This window comes from Ferrovibrio sp. GW821-FHT12F09, from assembly GCF_058806775.1.
Genome location: NZ_JBXAPZ010000002.1, coordinates 312,680 through 329,978 on the forward strand (window position 1 = coordinate 312,680; position 17,299 = coordinate 329,978).

Here is a 17,299-nt window from a genome sequence, read left to right on the forward strand (position 1 = left end):
TTTCTCCTCCGGCCCGCCCCGGCATCCCAAAGGATGCCGGGGCTTTTCTTTGTCCCGGCAGCTTTTGCCGGCCGGCAGACCCTGCCGGGCCACAGCAATAAATCGCAATGATATTTCAATAGCTTAAACAGGGATTTGGATGGCCTGCCGCTTGCAAGTCTGCCAGCAGCAAAGGATTCCGCCATGACCTCGATTACCTCGGCCTACGGCTATACCAGCACCATCCTGGCCGGCACCGCCAAACCGGCGACCACGACGCCCGACACTGCGTCTGGCGAGACGGCGAAGAAGCCGGTCATGGTCGCCACCGACCTGCGCCAGGATCTGGGCGTGGAAGTGACGCTGTCGCCGGCCGCCCTGAAGGTGCTGGCCGAGCAGGCTGCGGCCACCGCCACGCCGGATGAGGAAGACCTGATCACTGGCAAGATGAAGCAGATTCTCTCGGCCATCTTCCTGACCAGCGCCCAGCAGGCCGAGGAAGCCGACAAGGCGCTGCCGCCGCTGACCGGCGAGACCGAGGCCGACACCGCGCGCAAGGCCGCCGCCCAGCAGGCCAGCGATTTCATCGACGGCAAGGCCGCCAATCCCTTCAAGGGCAAGTCGCCGGCCGAACTGGCCGCCGTGATCGTCGATAAGGATGGCAAATACACCACCAACGAACGCCGCGCCGCCTACAGCGAATTCGCCCGCCAGGATTTCGTGTTGATGAAGGACAGCCTGGTGCCGCAGAGCGAGTTCGAGAAAAAGACCGCCGACGCGGAAGTGCCGAAATCCGGCACGCCGGAACGGCTGACCGCGGCCAAGAAGGCCACCGACTTCCTGAATGGCAAGGGCGCCAATCCCTTTGCCGCCCTCACCCGCGACGAACTCACCGCCGTGATCGCCAACGACGGTGGCGACTACACCATCAACGAGCGCCGCGCCGCCCTGACCAAACGCGACGAGCTGGAGAAATCCGTGCTGGCCAAGTCAGCCACGACGCTGACCATGGCCCAGAAGCTGGCCGCCAACAACGAGACCGTCACCGGCACGCCCGAACGCGTCGAGCGCGCCCGGCTGGCCACCCGCTTCGCCAATGGCTGGAGCACCGACAATCCCTTCAAGGGCCTCACCCGCGAAGAGCTGAACGCCATCGTCTATGATGAGACCAAGGCCTATACCACCAACGAACAGCGCGCGGCCTTTGCCGAACTGAAACAGTATCTGCCGAGCAGCGCCATTCCCGTCGACCCCAAGGATCCCAAGGTGGTGGCGGAAAAGGCCAAGGCGGAAGCCGCTGAAAAGGCCAAGAAGGAAAAGGAAGACCCCTACAACAGCGGCGGCGCCTACAACTACCGCCTGATGCAGCAGGTGATGCGTGCCAACAACACGTCCTTCCTGCTGAGCCTGTTCGGTGGCGGCGGCAGTATGGGCCAGGGCCTCTCCAGCTATCTCCGCGCCTGACGGCGCTTACGCCGCCTTGACCTCGGCCTGGGTGGCAATCACCTGACGGTCGAGATGCGCCACCAGATCGGGCGGCAGCTGCAGCTTCTGCACCAGCGCCGCCAGATACGCCTGCTCGGCCGGATGATCCGGGTCGATGGCGATGCGCGAGGCCAGATACAGTTCGGCCGCCTGTTCTTCGTTGCTCGCCGCAGCGGCAATCGCATCGACGCTCACCGGTTTGGCCAGCAGGTCGAAGACCGCGGCTTTGCTTTCCGAATCCAGCGCCATGCGCTCGATCTCGCCAAACAGCCGGCCCTGCTCCACCGTATCGAAATGGCCATCGGATTTTGCCGCGGCGATCATCGCCTGGATCAGCGCCAGTTCGAAGGGCTGGCCATTGCTGGCCGGCGCCGCCGAGGGCAGGTATTTCGGATCGACATTGGCGATATCGGTCGGCTGCGCCACCGGCGCCGTGCCGGCCTTCTGCCCATCCTGGTAATTGCGAAAGGCGCGCCAGGCCAGCAGGCCCAGCGCCGCCGCGCCGCCATAGACCGCCACTGTGCCGGCGGTCTTGCGCGCGGTCTTGTTGGCGACCAGCAGGCCGAGCAGGCCGCCAACCGCGAGGCCCTTGCCGCCGCCCAGCGTATCGAGGCCGCGTTTGGCGAGATCACCGAAATTTGCGCTGGCGCCCTGCGGTTTGCCACCAGAATTGACACTGTTGCCGCCGAGAAACTGGTCCAGCAGGGATTTCGCGTCGATCATCGCTCGTCTAGCCTCCGTGTATGAGTTGCAGGACGCTAGATCGGAAATATCCTTTGCGTATTCAAGATGCCACGCGCTTTCATCTCTGCGTGATCGTGCTGCTGCTGTCATGTTTTGGCCGCATTCCTCCGGCCGCAGCGATGGATGCGATCTGGCAGAATGAACTGCTGTTCCAGGTGAATGCGGTGCGCGCCGCCAACAGCCTTGCGCCGCTCGGCTGGAATACGCGGCTGGCGACAGCGGCGGCGGCACATACCGCCGATTTACAGAGCTGCGGAAAACTGTCGCATGACGGCTGCGACGGCAGCGACCTGATCCTGCGCCTGCAGCGCGTGGCCTACCGCTATCGGGCCGGCGCGGAAAACATCGCGCTCTGCGGCTGCGATGCGGCGGAGGTCGTACGGCTGTGGATGCAGAGCGAGGGCCACCGCCGCAACCTGCTGCATCCCGGCGTCACCGAGATGGGCGCGGAGACGCGGGTCGATCCGACCGAACTGCGGCGGAGTTTATGGGTACTGGTGCTGGGGCGGGAGTAAAAAAGATGAACACACCCAAAAAACATCACTCAGTTCCTGCGTTCTACTTACGAAAGTGGAAAGACGAGAACGGGAAAATCCAAATATTCAAGAATCTTCGTGGAAAAATTGACAGGCAATACTCTGTACCAGAAAGAACCGGCTACGAGCATGATCTGTATTCATATTCAGAGGAATTTCTCGCGTCTAATGCCGCTGAGGTTGAAACGGATTTTTACTCTCCGCTGGACAATAAAAGTGCAATAATTCTAGATCGCCTTATTAGCTTTCGGAAATTATCAAACGAACAAAGGACGGTTTGGGCGCAATTTGTTTTGAACTTGAAAGTTAGAACGCCAGAGAATGTATCGAAAATAAAAGATGCATTAAGCGCCGGGTTTTTGGAAAACATTCAGAGTAAGCAAGATGAGTACACCGCTGCAAAAGGGCCTAGCGATCCCGACAGCGTAGACCACTGGGTTGATCTTAATTACCCCGGACTAATAAAGAATATTGGCGTTGGCCAGATACCTAAAATTGGCTCTTACCCGAAGGCGATCAGAGATTTTAAGGAAATGAAATGGTTGGTTATTGATGCCTCCAGTAGTGGAACATCGCTGATCACTGGCGACAGACCTCTAATTTTTCCTGTAGGCCTGCATCGCAGAGACTGTTTTATCGCATTACCTTTGTCGCCATCGCACGCGTTTTTCGCATTTCATCGCGACGGTATCGCTGACATAGTAATTCAACGCTACTCGATAGATAGAGTTACTGAGGAATTGAATGACGCTATTGCCCGCCAAGCTAGTAAGCGCGTTTACACTACAACGTCCACAATTTTGCCTGACGATTTTTTATTAAAGCGACTCAAAGATGCCCTTCAATAATCACCCCAACCCAAAGGCCAGCTTGAGCGCCGTGCCCATTTCGGCAATCGCCTCGCCGGCCTGGGGCAGCACCTTGCCCAGCACCACGAAGCCGTGGATCTGGCCGGGGAACTCGCGGAACACCACCGGCACGCCGGCGGCCTTCAGCGCTTTCGCATAGGCCTCGCCCTCGTCGCGCAGCGGATCGTGGCCGGCGACCAGCACATAGGCCGGCGGCAGATGCGCCAGGCTCTTGGCGCGCAGCGGCGAGGCGCGCCAGTCGTCGCGGTCGGCGATGTCGCTCAGATACTGCTGCTGGAACCAGTCCATGCTGGCGCGGGTCAGCAGATGATCCTTGGCAAAGCGGTCATGGGAGCCGGTCTGCATATGCATGTCGGTGGCCGGATAGATCAGCAGCTGATAGGCGATCTTCGGCACATCGGCCTCGCCGGCCGCCGCCTTGTCGCGCGCCAGCAGGCAGACCACGGCGGCGAGGTTGCCGCCGGCAGAATCGCCGCCGACCGCCAGTTTGCGCGGATCGATGCGCAGATGCTTGGCCTCGGTCGCCACCCAGGCGGCCACCGCATAGGCGTCGTCCACCGCGGCGGGGAATTTATGCTCCGGCCCCATGCGGTAATCGACCGAGACCACGGCGCAGCGCGTCTCGCTGGCCAGGCTGCGGCAGACCACGTCATGGGTGTCGAGATCGCCGATCACCCAGCCGCCGCCATGGTAGAAGACCAGCACCGGCAGCGCCTCTTTCTTGTCGGCGCCGGCCGGTCGGTAATAGCGCAGCGGGATCGGGCCATGCGGGCCGGGCGCGGCGATGTTGTCGACTTCCGACATCTCCGGCGGCTCGGGCGTCACCGCGGCGCGGGTCTCGCTGTACATCTTGCGCGCTTCCGGCGGCGTCAGCGTGGCCACATCGGGACGGCCGGCAAGCTTCACGGCATCGAGAAAATTCTTGGCTTCGGTATCGAGCATGGCGAGGCTGTTCTCTTTTGTTGTTCGTTAGACGCAACGCTGAATACGGCGGGAAACTCCCGCGCGGCGGATCAGCCCAGGGCCGGAAACAGGCCGCGCAGACCGCTGGCAAAGATTTGAACCGCTACTGCGGCGAGCAGCAAGCCGAAAATGCGGTTGAGGATGTTAATCCCGGTCTGGCCCAGGCGGTCGCCGATGGGACGGGCCAGCTGCAGCACCACCCAGATGCTGACACAGATCAGCGCCAGCACGGCCACGCTCAAGCTCTTGTGCTGCCAGCCGGCGCCGCGCTCCATATAGATGATGGTGGCCGACATCGAGCCCGGGCCAACCAGCAATGGCATGGCCAGCGGCACCACACCCACAGCCGCACGCTCGTCGCCGGACTTGCCCGTCGCCTCGGCATGCTCTTCCGGGGTCTGCTGCTGCGGGCTCATGCGCGCATTGATCATGCTGAGCGCCATCAGGAACAGCACGATGCCGCCGCCGACCTGGAAGGCCGGCAGACTGGCGCCCAGAAGACGCAGGATCAGGTCACCCGAGAAACCCGCCACCAGCAGGATGACGAAGACCGCCAGCGCCGCCGTGCGCGCGGTGCTGCGCCGCTCCTCGCGCGAGCGGTCGCCGGTCAGCATCAGGAACAGCGGGATGGCCGCGAAAGGATCGAGGATCGAGAACAGCGTGACGGCAAAGCGGACATAGTCGAGAGGATCGAGCATGGCCGCCCTGCCTTACATCACGAAGGTTTCTTCTCGAGGTCGGGGGCGACCACGCGGATATGCAGCTCGCGCAACTGCTTCATCGTCGCTTCGCTCGGCGCCTGCATCATCAGATCCTGCGCCTGCTGGTTCATCGGGAACAGCACGATTTCGCGGATATTCGGCTCATCCGCCAGCAGCATGACGATGCGGTCGATGCCCGGCGCGATGCCGCCATGGGGCGGGGCGCCGTATTTGAACGCATTCAGCATGCCGCCGAACTTATCCTCGACCACGTCGGGACCGTAACCGGCGATCTCGAAGGCCTTGTACATGATCTCGGGCTTGTGATTGCGGATCGCGCCCGACGACAGCTCCACGCCGTTGCAGACGATGTCGTACTGATAGGCGTTGATGGTCAGCGGGTCCTGCGTGTTCAGCGCCTCCAGGCCGCCCTGCGGCATCGAGAAGGGGTTGTGGCTGAAATCGACCTTCTTGTCGTCCTCGTTATACTCGAACATCGGGAAGTCGACGATCCAGCAGAACTTGAAGACGTTCTTCTCGCAGATATCCAGCTCGTCGCCGATGCGGATGCGGGCCTGGCCGGCCAGCTTGGCGGCCGGCAGCTCTTTGTCGCAGGCGAAGAAGATGGCATCGCCATCCTTCACATTGCCGAGCTGCTTCAGCAGGGCGATGCGGTCGGCATCGAGGAACTTCGCGATCGGCCCCTTGGCCTCGCCGTTGTCGAGGATGATATAGCCGAGGCCGGCGGCGCCTTCCTGGCGCGCCCAGTCATTCATCTTGTCGAAGAAGCTGCGCGGGCGGCCGGCCGCACCCGGCGCCGGAATGGCGCGCACAACGGCGCCGTTCTCGATGTTGCGGGCAAAGACACCGAAGCCCGAACCGCGGAACACCTCGGTCACGTCGGCCAGGATGATCGGGTTACGCAGGTCCGGCTTGTCGGAGCCATATTTCAGCATCGACTCCCGATACGGGATACGTGGGAATTCCAGCGGACCGCAGTCGCGGCCGTTGGCGAATTCCTGGAACACGCCATGGATCACCGGGCCGACGGCGTTGAACACGTCATCCTGCTCGACGAAGCTCATCTCGACATCGAGCTGGTAGAACTCGCCCGGGCTGCGGTCCTTGCGCGCGTCTTCGTCGCGGAAGCAGGGCGCGATCTGGAAATAACGATCGAAGCCCGAGACCATGATGAGCTGCTTGAACTGCTGCGGTGCCTGCGGCAGGGCGTAGAACTTGCCCGGATGCATGCGGCTCGGCACCAGGAAGTCGCGCGCACCTTCCGGCGAACTGGCCGTCAGGATCGGGGTCTGGAATTCCATGAAGCCCTGATCGGTCATGCGGCGGCGGATCGAGGAGATCACCTTCGAGCGCAGGATGATGTTGTTGTGCAGCCGCTCGCGGCGCAGGTCGAGGAAACGATACTTGAGACGGATGTCTTCCGGATATTCTTGCTCGCCGAATACCGGCATCGGCAGGTCGGCCGCCTCGCCCAGGATTTCGATACTCGCCACCACCACTTCAACACTGCCGGTCGGCAGGTTCGGGTTCACGGTGTCACCGGTGCGGGCCACCACCTTGCCGGTGACGCTGACCACGTATTCCGAGCGCAGCGCTTCCATCTGCTTGAAGGCGTCCGAACCGCTCTGGGCGACGCACTGGGTAATGCCGTAATGGTCGCGCAGGTCGATGAACAGCAGGTTGCCGTGGTCGCGCTTGCGATGGACCCAGCCGGCAAGTTTCACTTCACTGCCGACCTGTTCGGGGCGGAGCTGACCACAGGTATGGGTACGGTAACGGGACATCGCCAAATCCGTCGAAAAGCTGAGGAAATCAAAGGGGGAACAGGCCCGGTTGGGGCCCGAAAGTCAAGACCGATCCGGCCGGAATTTCCGCATCCTGCCCGCAACCGGCCATTGGGCTGACGGCCCGGGCATGCTATCTGACCGGACATGCGTGCCGATCCCGCCCCGATTACCGCCACCGAAGACCTTGCCCGTTTCTGTGCCTCCCTGGCCACGACACCATACGTGACCGTGGACACCGAGTTCATGCGCGAGACCACCTACTGGCCCAAGGTCTGCCTGATCCAGCTGGCCGGACCCGACGAGGCGCGGGTGATCGACCCCCTGGCCGAGGGCCTGGACCTGGAGCCGCTGTTCGCGCTGCTGCGCAACAAGGCCGTGCTGAAGGTGTTTCACGCCGCCCGGCAGGATCTGGAAATCTTCACCAAGCTGATGGGCGAGGTCCCTGCCCCGCTGTTCGACAGCCAGGTGGCCGCCATGGTCTGCGGCTTCGGCGACCAGGTCAGCTATGAGCAGCTGGTGGCCAAGCTGGCCGGCGCCCAGGTCGACAAGTCCTCGCGCTTCACCGACTGGGCGCGCCGGCCGCTGACCGAAAAGCAGGTCGTGTATGCCCTGGGCGACGTGACGCATCTGCGCAAGATTTACGAGAAGCTGAACGCCAAGCTGCAGAAATCCGGCCGGGTCGAATGGCTGGCCGACGAGATGGCGCTGCTGGCCGATCCCGCCACCTACGAGGTGGCGCCCGACAATGCCTGGAAGCGGCTCAAGCCGCGCACCACCAAGGGCGAGTATCTCGCTGTGCTGCAGGCCGCCGCCGCCTGGCGCGAGGTGGAAGCGCGCAACCGCGATATCCCGCGCCAGCGCATCATCCGCGACGAAACCCTGATGGAAATCGCCGCCCATCCGCCGAAATCGGCCGACGACCTGGAGCGCATGCGCGGCCTGTCGAAGGGCTTTGCCGAGGGCAAGATGGGCACCGGCCTGCTGGCCGCGATCACCGCCAAGCTGGCCAGCCCGAAGACCACCTGGCCGGTGCTGGAGCGCGAGCCGGAACTGCCGCGCGGCATCGGGCCGCTGGTCGAACTGCTGAAAGTGCTGCTCAAGCTGAAATGCGACGACCACGATGTCGCGCAGAAGCTGCTGGCCAATTCCTCCGACCTCGACAAGATCGCTGCCGATGACAATGCCGATGTTCCCGCCATGCGGGGCTGGCGCCGCGAGCTGTTCGGCAACGACGCCCTCCGGCTCAAGCATGGTGAGTTGGCGCTGGCGGCCGAAGGCACCCGCATCAAGCTGGTCGAACTGAAGTAATCGTCAGCGGGCTTTCAGGACCCGCACTTCGCCATTGCGGCCCAGCGCTTTCGCCAGGGCCTCCACGCGGCGCTGCACCGCCTCGCCATCCAGCACCGCATGCTGGGCCGGCAGCTCCAGCACGATGCCGCTGCCGTTCGGACGCAGCTTGCACTCCGGCAGAATGCCCGGCACCCCGGCCGACAGGGTCTGCGCCAGACGCAGGGCGAGCCCGATGCGCTGGGCATATTCGATCTCTTCGGCATTCAGCAACTGCCAGGCCGGCGCCGCCACCGGATCGCTGGCCGTGCCGGTGTAGCGCGTGAACACCGTCAGCGCCAGCAGGGCGCGCTCGGCCTGGGTGATGGCGCCAAAGGGCGCATGCAGGATCACGCCCAGCGACTGCTCGCCGCGATAATCGGGATGCACGCGCCAGGCGGTGTCCGACAGCACGGCGGCAGCCATGCGGATGCGCTGGCGCGGCGGCTGGTCGCGGTCAAACAGCGGCGCGATGAAGCGGTCGAGTTCGGCGCCATGCTCGCCGAACCGGCCTTCACGGATCGCCATATGGGTGCAAAAGGCCAGCAGCGGGTCTTCGGCACGCTGGCGCTCGTTCAGCAGGGCGTAAGCAAGCCCCTCGCGCAGGCCGTTGGCCGAGAAGACCACATCCTTGGGCTCGAGGAATTTCAGCAGCCGGCGCATCACCAGCGCGGCCAGCGGCAGCACGTCCTGGCGCCGGCGCGGCACGCCTTCGACGCGGGCCAGCGATTCCTTGCTCTGCTTGGCGATCAGGCGGGTGAAGTCGGCGGCCTCGCTGCGGCCCAGCGTATACTGGTGGATGATATGCAGCGGGCTGTGCTTCTGCGCCATATGCACACGCGCGATGGCGCGCCACGAGCCGCCGACGGCATAGAGCGATTTGCCCTTCCACTTTTTCAGCCAGGGCACGCCGCCGATCTTCTCGTCGATATAGGCCTTCACGACGGGATAGGAGTCCAGGTTGGCGATGCGCAGCGGGCCGAGTGGCAGGGTGATGCTGTCGCCCAGCCTGGTGCCGTCCAGCGCCACCAGTTCCAGGCTGCCGCCGCCCAGGTCGCCCATCACGCCGCAGGCATCGGGAATGCCCGACAGCACGCCATAGGCCGAGAAAGTCGCCTCTTCCTGGCCGGTCAGCACGCTCACCGTCTCGCCGGTCTCGCGCTCGATCTGCTCGACGAAAGCGGCGCCATTGCTGGCATCGCGCACGGCCGCGGTGGCAACGATGCGCAAGGACCGCACATCCATGCGGCGCGCCAGCACGGCAAAGCGCCGGATCGCCAGCAGCGCCTGCTTGGCGCCCTCGCCGTCCAGCGCGCCGGTCTGGCTTAATCCACGGCCGAGGCCGCAGAGCACCTTTTCATTGAACATGGCGATCGGCGAGCGCAACGGCTCGCCGAACACCACCAGGCGTACGGAGTTGGAACCGACATCGATAACGCCGAAGGGCAGAGCCGACTGGGCGGAAACGGGTTTGGTCAGGGTCTGCGCAACGGCCACGCGGCTTTCCTACTGGTTTTTCCACTGCAGCCGCGGCAGGGCCCCGGCTTTCTTGAGCGCCTTGCCGCGACCGGACAGGCTGGGATTGGTCATGAAATAGGTATGGGCGCTGAACGCGTCGAGGTCGGACGACGCCCGCGAATAGGTATCGTCGGCGCCCAGATACCAGCTCTGCGCCTGGTCCTTCAGGTTGGCGACCATGATCTGGTCCATGATCTGCTCATGCACGGTCGTGTTCTCGATCGGGATCAGCACTTCGACGCGACGGTCGAAATTGCGCGGCATCCAGTCGGCCGAGGAGATGAAGATTTTCGCTTCCGCCGACGGCAGGCCATGGCCGGCGCCGAAGCAGACGATACGCGAATGTTCGAGGAAGCGCCCGATCAGGCTTTTGACGCGGATATTCTCGCTCAGGCCCTTCACGCCCGGCCGCAGGCAGCAGATGCCGCGCACGATCAGGTCGATCTGCACGCCGGCCTGGCTGGCCTGGTACAGCGCATCGATCACCACCGGATCGACCACGCTGTTCATCTTGGCCCAGATCGCCGCCGGCTTGCCGTTCTCGGCATGGCGGATTTCCTCGTTGATCAGCTCCAGCAGGCGCGGCCGCAGCGTATAGGGCGAGATCGCCACCTTCTTCAGGTTTTCCGGCGCCGCATAGCCGGTGAGGAAGTTGAACAGATAGGTGGCGTCATGCGCCAGGTCGCTGTCGTCGGTGAAATAGCTCAGATCGGTGTAAACGCGCGCCGTATAGGGGTGATAGTTGCCGGTGCCGAAATGCACATAGGTGTTGAGCTGGCCGCCTTCGCGGCGCACCACCAGCGAAATCTTGGCATGGGTCTTCAGCTCGATGAAGCCGTAGACCACCTGCACGCCGACACGTTCGAGATCGCGCGCCCATTTGATATTGGCAGCTTCGTCGAAGCGCGCCTTCAGCTCGACCAGTGCCGTCACCGACTTGCCGGCCTCGGCCGCCTCGATCAGCGCACGCACGATCGGGCTGTCGTCCGAGGTGCGGTACAGCGTCTGCTTGATCGCCACGACATTCGGATCAGCCGCCGCCTGGCGCAGGAACTGCACCACCACGTCGAAGCTTTCATAAGGATGGTGAACCACCAGATCCTTGTGGCGGATCGCGGCGAAGCAGTCGCCGCCGTAATCGCGGATGCGTTCGGGGAAGCGCGGATTGAAGGGCGGGAATTTCAGCTCCGGCAGATCGTCGACGATCAGCTTCTTGGTGTCGGCCAGACCCAGGATGCCATCGACGGCGATCACCGCCTCCGGGCTGACTTCCAGCTCCTCGCAGACGAAACGGCGCAGGTCGTCGGGCATGCCGGCATTGATCTTCAGCCGGATCACGGTGCCGCGCCGGCGGCGCTTCAGCGCCGTTTCGAACAGGCGGACCAGATCTTCGGCTTCTTCCTCGATCTCGATATCGCTGTCGCGCGTGATGCGGAACTGGCCGGCACCGAGGATTTCATAGCCGGGGAACAGCTTGTTGATGAACAGGCCGACCAGGTTTTCCAGCGACAGGAAGCGGATGCCATCGCCCGGCAGGCGGGTGAAGCGGTCGACCTGGCTCGGCAGCGGCAGCAGCGCATTCAGGCTGCGGCCGTCACGGATCCGTCGCATTTGCATCACCATCGCGAAACCGAGATTGGGGATAAACGGAAACGGATGAGCAGGATCGATGGCGAGCGGCGTGAGCACGGGGAAAACATGGCCGAGGAAATAATCCTCGAGCCAGCGCCGGTCCTCGGCTGTCAGCTGGTCGGGCTGCAGGACATGGATGCCGGCTTTGGCCAGTTCGTCGGTCAGCGACGACCAGCAGACCTGCTGCTTTTTCATCAGATCGGCGGCAGCCTCGTTGATCTGCGCCAGCTGCTGGGCCGGCGTCAGGCCTTCCTGGCTGGCATCCTCGATGCCGGCCTTGATCTGGCCATGCAGGCCGGCGACGCGCACCATGAAGAATTCATCGAGATTGTTGGCCGAGATCGACAAAAAGCGCAGACGTTCCAGCAGCGGATAGCGCTTGTTGTTGGCCTCTTCCATGACGCGAAGATTGAAGGCCAGCCACGACAGCTCGCGATTGATGAAGCGCTCGCGCGCGCTCAGCGTGATCGGCGGCCGGCCGGGCAGCGGCGCGGGGCCCGGATCGGGCGTCGGAACCGCCTCGATCACCGGTGCATCGGTCTTCAGAACCTTGAGATTGTCCGCCTTGCTGCGCATGTCGAATGCCTCTGTCGTTACCGGCGATCTGCCCGGAGGATGAACCGGTCGACGCCTTCGGGTATAGGTCTAACCACCCTTTATGTCAAAGCAGCGACAGTCTGCCGCCCCGGCTTAAACAAAGGATAACTCCATGCTCCGCCTATGGCTTTTGCGCCACGCCAAGTCTGCCTGGGACGACCCGGACCTGGACGATTTCGCCCGGCCGCTCAGCCCCCGCGGCAAGAAGGCCTGCCGGGCCCTGGCCCGCCATATGGCCGAGCGGGCGATTCACCCGGACCTGGTGCTGTGTTCGCCGGCCACCCGCACCCGGCAGACCTGGGAGCGGCTGGAAAAGCGCCTGGCCGGCGATAAGCCGCCGAAAGTGCCGGGCGATGCCCGGGTCCGCTTCGATGCCGGGCTGTACTTGGCCGAACCCCCGGCCCTGCTGGCCCTGGTGCGATCGACGCCGACGGCGGTGCATGAACTGATGCTGATCGGCCATAACCCGGGCCTGGAAGACTTCGCCCGCGACCTGACCGGCACCAGCGCCGGCGACGCCCTGGAGCGGCTGACCGACAAATACCCGACCGGCGGCCTGGCCGAACTGACCTTCAGCGCCAAAAGCTGGGGCCAGGTGGCGGGGAAAGGCGGATTCCTCGCCAGTTTCGTCGTCCCGGCCCAGCTTATGGATGACAGATCGAAGGATTAGCGTCGCCGGCCCGGGCCGGATCGACCGGCGGGCCGGACCACCCTGTCAATGAACGCGACGGGAACATTCGCCGTTTCGGGCCGGCCAGACATCTGGCATGCAACGGGGAGTTCGGACAGGATGCGCCGCCATGCTGCACCTGAACACCACCGTCCTGATTCTGACCGCCACCGTGATGCTGCAGGGGATGGTGTGGCTGCTGCTCTGGTTCACCCAGCGGCACATGTTCGAACTGCGCTTCGTCGCCGTCGGCTACCTGCTGTTCGCCATCGGCCTGCTGCTGCTGGCGATCCGCGGCAGCATCGATGTCCCCGTCGGCGTCTTCATCATCGCGCAGAACTACCTGACCCATATCGGCACCGTGCTGATCGCCCATGGCGTGGCGCGCTTCCTCGACCAGCGCGGCCAGCCATGGCTGATGTGGACCTGCGTGATCTTCGCCTTGGTGTTCTGGCCCGCCGCGCTGCTGATCGACCCGGCCAACATCGCCATCCGTGTCATCGTCAGCAACATCATCAGCAGTGCCATGCTGTTGTTCATGATCGCCACACTGGCGCGCGACCGCACACAGCCGCCCGTGTTGCGCTGGGCGCTGAGCCTGGTATTCGTCAGCGACCTGATCGCGCTCGCGGTGCGCAGCGCCATTGCCTTCGAATACTGGTACAGCCCGGAGCAGCTCGTCTCCGAGGTGACCCAGGCCTGGTATTTCTTCTTCCTGAACATCTTCATCACCAGCCTGTTCCTGATGCTGCTGCTGATGGTGGGTGTGCGGCTGTCGACCGGCATCCGGCAGAAGAACGAGGCGCTGCTGAAAGAGGTGACGCAGCGCCGCGAACTGCAGGACCAGCTTTCCTCCACCCTGGAAACCGAGAAAGCTCTGCGGCAGGAACAGCGCCAGCTGATGCGCATGGTGACCCATGAATTCCGCACGCCGCTGGCGGTGGTGGATCGCGCCGCCGAAATGATCGGCGTGGTGCTGCCCGATCCACCGGAGCCGGTGACCAAGCGGTTGGGCAATATCCGTGAGGCCGTCAGCCGGCTGGTGCAGCTGATCGACCGCTTCCTCGATGCCGAGCGGCGGCAGCAGAATGTGGTGCAGCCGGAACGGATCGATATCCAGAATCTGATGGCCAGCGTGCAGCGCCATTTCGAGGGCATTGAAGCCGCCGGCCGGCTCAACTTCCGCATCGATGCGGGGCTGCCATTCTATCGCGGCGACCCGGATATGCTGACCACCGTGCTGATCAACCTGATCGACAACGCACTGAAATATGCGCCGGACGGCAGCCCGGTTGAAATCGCCGTGCGCAGCGAGAACAAGGCCATCATCCTGACGGTGAGCGACCAGGGCATCGGCATCCCCGAAGCCGAGATCGCCTCCATCGGGCGCCGCTTCTTCCGCGCCTCCAACACCATGCCGGCAACCGGCACCGGACTGGGCCTGCACAATGCCCGGCGCCTGCTGGACTATCATAACGGCCTGCTGTCCCTGCGCTCGGGACGCGGCGGCGGCACGGTTGCCACCATTCGACTGCCCCTGCCCGGCATGCCCGTGGACGGACTCAACGAGGAAGCATGACTGCGACACCCATCCTGGTCGTCGAAGACGAACCGTCGCTGCGCAACGATCTGGTCGAATATCTGGCCATGCGCGGCTTTGCTGTCCGTGGCGTCGGCACCGCGCAGGAACTGCGCCAGCAGCTCGACCTGCCGGAGCCGCCGGCCATCATCATCCTCGATATCGGCCTGCCCGATGGCAACGGCTTCGATCTTGCGGGCGAGATTCGCGGCAAGATCGACTGCGGCATCATCATGCTGACCGCGCTGGGCGAAAGCGAAGACCGCATCCGTGGCTTCGAGAGCGGCGCGGACATCTATCTGGTCAAGCATTCGTCGCTGCGCGAGATCGAGGCCACGGTGCAGAGCCTGCTGCGGCGCCTGCAGGATCCGCGCAGCAAGGCCGTCGGCCGCACGCCGGATCAGTGGCGACTGCTGCGCTCGAACTGGCATCTGGTGGCGCCGAATCGCAGTGAGGTCAAACTGACTGCAACCGAACTGGCTTTCATCACGGCCTTGCTTGAAAAATCCGGCCAGCCCTGTTCGCGCGAAGATCTGGCGCAGATTCTGGCGCGGCCGAATGTGAACTGGGACAACCGGCACCTGGATGCGGTGGTCAACCGCCTGCGCCGCAAGATCAAGGACCACACCCAGATCGAAGCGCCGATCAAGATGATCTATGGCCGCGGCTATGCCTTCAGCGCGCCCGGCAGCATAGAGGCCTGAACCGCCCTACTTCGACTTTGAAGCCTGCGTGGCAGGCATCGCCTTGGCGATGCCGCTGGTGAAGCGATCCATGACGCTGCGATCGACCGCCTGCAGGAAATGGTGGTCGACATTCCAGGTCGGAAACCGTCGCATCAGGTCGGCATAGGCGGCTTCGGCTTCGGCCTGCCGCCCCAGTTGCGCCAGCGCCGCCACCCGCCAGGCAAAGACATCGGGGAGTTGCCCGTTGATGGCTGCCGCCCGCGCCAGATGCTGCTCGGCCTGCGCATAGTCGCCATTCAGCAGCCGCGCCATGCCGGCATAGAAATAGGCGCGGTCGAGTGCCCGCGAATAGGGGTTGAGGCGGATCGCCAGCTCGGCCTGCTGCATACCGCCCTGCACGTTGCCGGTCAGCAGATTGACATGGGCGATCTGCGCATGGGTGGCGCCGTCGCGCGGATCGATGGCCAGCGCCACCTGCCAGGCGGCCAGGGCGCGCGGATAGTCGCGGCGTGCCTTGTGTGCCAGGCCGACCGTGTAATGCAGCAGGATATGGCGGGGCAGCCGCGCCGCAGCCTGCTCCAGATAGGCGAGTGCCTGCCGCGTCTCCTCTTCCGGGCTTTGCGCGCGCGACCAACGATTGAGGATATTGATGGCCAGGCAATGGGCGAGACCCAGCTTGGCTGCCGCATCCTCGGGATTGGCGGCCAGCGCCTCGCCGAACAGACGCTGCGCTTCGGCCACATTCTCCCGCGTGACGCCGCCGCGAAAACTCTCCCAGCCCGCCTGCATCTGCGGCGACAGCGGCGGCAACGGACCAAGCCGCTGCTGCATCACGACCAGCAGCTCGGCATAAAGCCGTGTGGCGGCCTCGCCGGCCGCCGGTCCGTCGGCACGCGGCACCAGAATGCGGTCGGCCCACAGCGTCTGGCCGGCGACATTGTCGATCAGACGCAGGTTGATCGCCTGTCCTTCGGGCGCCGCATGCACGCCACCCTCCACCACGAAGGCCGCCATGCCGCGCTCGCGCGCCAGCGTCGTCACCGGCAGCATCGCCACCCGGGTTTTCAGATCGTCCCAGAAGGCCGCACTGTCGCCGGCCGCCGCGGCCACATGGAATGTGAATGGCGGCTTGGTCGATGGCACTGCTGCAACAACGGCCGCGGGTTCTGCCGGCGCACGCAGCAGCAGTATCCCGGCGCCCAGCACCATGACAGCCGCCGCCGCAGCCGCAATCCAGCGGTGCCGGCGCAACGGCACGGTCTCGGCCGTCACATCGATCGCCCGCGGCGTATCAGTCAGCATCGCCGTGGCGTCATCGCCCTCGCCGAGCCGACGGGCCAGCGCCTGGGTTTCGCTGGCCGGCGCCACCTGCAATTCCTGCTGCAGCAGTCCGGCGAACTGCTGATAGGCCTGCAGCGCCGCAGCCCGGCCGCGGAAGCGGGCGATCACATCCAGCTCCAGCCGTCTTGCGGCTTCGTTCAGCGGATCGAGGCCGACCAGCCGGTTCACCGCCAGCAGCGCCGCCGGTCCGTCGCCCGCTTGCAGCAACACATGCGCCTGCTGCATCAGCAGGGCCACCATGCGCAGCCGCCAGGTCTCGCGTAGGCCACGCAGCCAGTCTTCGTAATCGGGCGAGGGAATATCCAGGCCCGCCAGGAAGTCGCCGCGCCACAGGCCCGCCGCCTGTTCCAGCAGTGCGCGATCGGCCGTCGCCGCGGCGGCATCGAAGACGGCGATATCGGTGGTGAAGGCGCCGGGATCCAGACGCACCTCGGCGCGATCGACCACCAGCAGGCCGGGCGCGGCATCGCCGAGGCTGCGGCGCAGCGCCATCAGGGTCTGCCGCAGGCTCTGGCGCGCCTGCTCGTCGAAACGCTCGCCCCACAGCAGGCTGGCCAGTCTTTCGCGGGAGGCGCGATGGTCCGGTACGGCGGCCAGATAGGCCAGCAGGGCCTGGTTCTTGCGGCCCAATCCTTCCGCAATATTTTGGCCTTCCGCGATCAGGCGGAACGGACCCAGCAGCTCGATCCGGGCGGATCCGCCTTCCGGCCCGGCGCCTGCGCCGGCCTCCCTGATCGCGACATATGACACGACAGCCTCGACTCCCCGTTCCGGGTAGCGATTCTAGCCAAGGTCGAGCCCCCGGCAAAGCCGCTTACCCTGCGTGGCAACCCGGGGGCAGGATTTCACGATCATTTCACGATGG

At 64.3% G+C, this 17,299-nt stretch carries 14 protein-coding genes; 7 read left to right on the forward strand and 7 right to left on the reverse strand.

Annotation, left to right across the window (positions count from 1 at the left end; genetic code table 11):
* The first annotated feature begins 183 nt into the window (after positions 1 to 183).
* Entirely contained in the window at positions 184 to 1,443 is a 1,260-nt protein-coding gene (locus AC1ROB_RS14430) for a hypothetical protein (protein ID WP_492970442.1), read from the forward strand.
* Between the two features lie 6 nt (positions 1,444 to 1,449).
* Here AC1ROB_RS14430 and AC1ROB_RS14435 read toward each other — a convergent pair whose 3' ends face one another.
* Positions 1,450 to 2,187 carry a tellurite resistance TerB family protein gene (locus AC1ROB_RS14435; protein ID WP_492970441.1) on the reverse strand — a complete coding sequence of 246 codons (738 nt, stop codon included), beginning with the start codon at positions 2,185 to 2,187 and terminating at the stop codon, positions 1,450 to 1,452.
* Positions 2,188 to 2,240: 53 nt separating this feature from the next.
* Here AC1ROB_RS14435 and AC1ROB_RS14440 point away from each other — a divergent pair, with 53 nt between their 5' ends.
* Positions 2,241 to 2,723, forward strand: coding sequence for a CAP domain-containing protein (locus AC1ROB_RS14440; protein ID WP_492970440.1), 483 nt, complete (start codon positions 2,241 to 2,243; stop codon positions 2,721 to 2,723).
* Positions 2,724 to 2,728: 5 nt separating this feature from the next.
* Positions 2,729 to 3,592: a DUF4238 domain-containing protein gene (locus AC1ROB_RS14445; RefSeq protein WP_492970439.1), complete on the forward strand. Its 864-nt coding sequence runs from the start codon at positions 2,729 to 2,731 to the stop codon at positions 3,590 to 3,592.
* Here AC1ROB_RS14445 and lipP1 read toward each other — a convergent pair whose 3' ends face one another.
* From lipP1 to aspS, 3 genes are all read right to left on the reverse strand, one after another.
* Complete coding sequence (lipP1, locus tag AC1ROB_RS14450) at positions 3,593 to 4,555, reverse strand: LipP1 family hormone-sensitive lipase (RefSeq protein WP_492970438.1); 963 nt, start codon at positions 4,553 to 4,555, stop codon at positions 3,593 to 3,595.
* A gap of 71 nt (positions 4,556 to 4,626) precedes the next feature.
* Positions 4,627 to 5,274, reverse strand: coding sequence for a MarC family protein (locus AC1ROB_RS14455; protein WP_492970437.1), 648 nt, complete (start codon positions 5,272 to 5,274; stop codon positions 4,627 to 4,629).
* 17 nt (positions 5,275 to 5,291) lie between these two features.
* Positions 5,292 to 7,082 carry an aspartate--tRNA ligase gene (gene aspS / locus AC1ROB_RS14460; protein ID WP_492970436.1) on the reverse strand — a complete coding sequence of 597 codons (1,791 nt, stop codon included), beginning with the start codon at positions 7,080 to 7,082 and terminating at the stop codon, positions 5,292 to 5,294.
* A gap of 147 nt (positions 7,083 to 7,229) precedes the next feature.
* Here aspS and rnd point away from each other — a divergent pair, with 147 nt between their 5' ends.
* Positions 7,230 to 8,393 (forward strand): ribonuclease D, encoded by a 1,164-nt coding sequence (rnd, locus tag AC1ROB_RS14465; protein ID WP_492970435.1) that lies wholly within the window; start codon positions 7,230 to 7,232, stop codon positions 8,391 to 8,393.
* A 3-nt stretch (positions 8,394 to 8,396) separates the two neighbouring features.
* On the opposite strand, the gene AC1ROB_RS14470 is transcribed toward rnd, so the two are convergent.
* On the reverse strand, positions 8,397 to 9,908 hold the full coding sequence (locus AC1ROB_RS14470) for a Ppx/GppA phosphatase family protein (protein ID WP_492970434.1): 1,512 nt from the start codon (positions 9,906 to 9,908) through the stop codon (positions 8,397 to 8,399).
* 9 nt (positions 9,909 to 9,917) lie between these two features.
* Complete coding sequence (locus AC1ROB_RS14475; protein WP_492970433.1) at positions 9,918 to 12,137, reverse strand: RNA degradosome polyphosphate kinase; 2,220 nt, start codon at positions 12,135 to 12,137, stop codon at positions 9,918 to 9,920.
* 133 nt (positions 12,138 to 12,270) lie between these two features.
* Between AC1ROB_RS14475 and AC1ROB_RS14480 the strand changes: the two genes are divergently transcribed.
* The 3 genes from AC1ROB_RS14480 to AC1ROB_RS14490 all read left to right on the forward strand — a co-directional run bounded on the left by AC1ROB_RS14480 (position 12,271) and on the right by AC1ROB_RS14490 (position 15,111).
* Entirely contained in the window at positions 12,271 to 12,828 is a 558-nt protein-coding gene (locus tag AC1ROB_RS14480) for a SixA phosphatase family protein (RefSeq protein WP_492970432.1), read from the forward strand.
* 130 nt (positions 12,829 to 12,958) lie between these two features.
* Positions 12,959 to 14,407, forward strand: a complete 1,449-nt coding sequence (locus tag AC1ROB_RS14485) for a sensor histidine kinase (protein WP_492970431.1) — start codon at positions 12,959 to 12,961, stop codon at positions 14,405 to 14,407.
* A complete protein-coding gene (locus tag AC1ROB_RS14490) occupies positions 14,404 to 15,111 on the forward strand; it encodes a response regulator transcription factor (RefSeq protein ID WP_492970430.1) in 708 nt (235 codons plus the stop codon). The genes AC1ROB_RS14485 and AC1ROB_RS14490 overlap by 4 nt, the downstream gene beginning before the upstream one ends.
* A gap of 6 nt (positions 15,112 to 15,117) precedes the next feature.
* On the opposite strand, the gene AC1ROB_RS14495 is transcribed toward AC1ROB_RS14490, so the two are convergent.
* On the reverse strand, positions 15,118 to 17,184 hold the full coding sequence (locus tag AC1ROB_RS14495; protein ID WP_492970429.1) for an AfsR/SARP family transcriptional regulator: 2,067 nt from the start codon (positions 17,182 to 17,184) through the stop codon (positions 15,118 to 15,120).
* Positions 17,185 to 17,299: the final 115 nt, after the last annotated feature.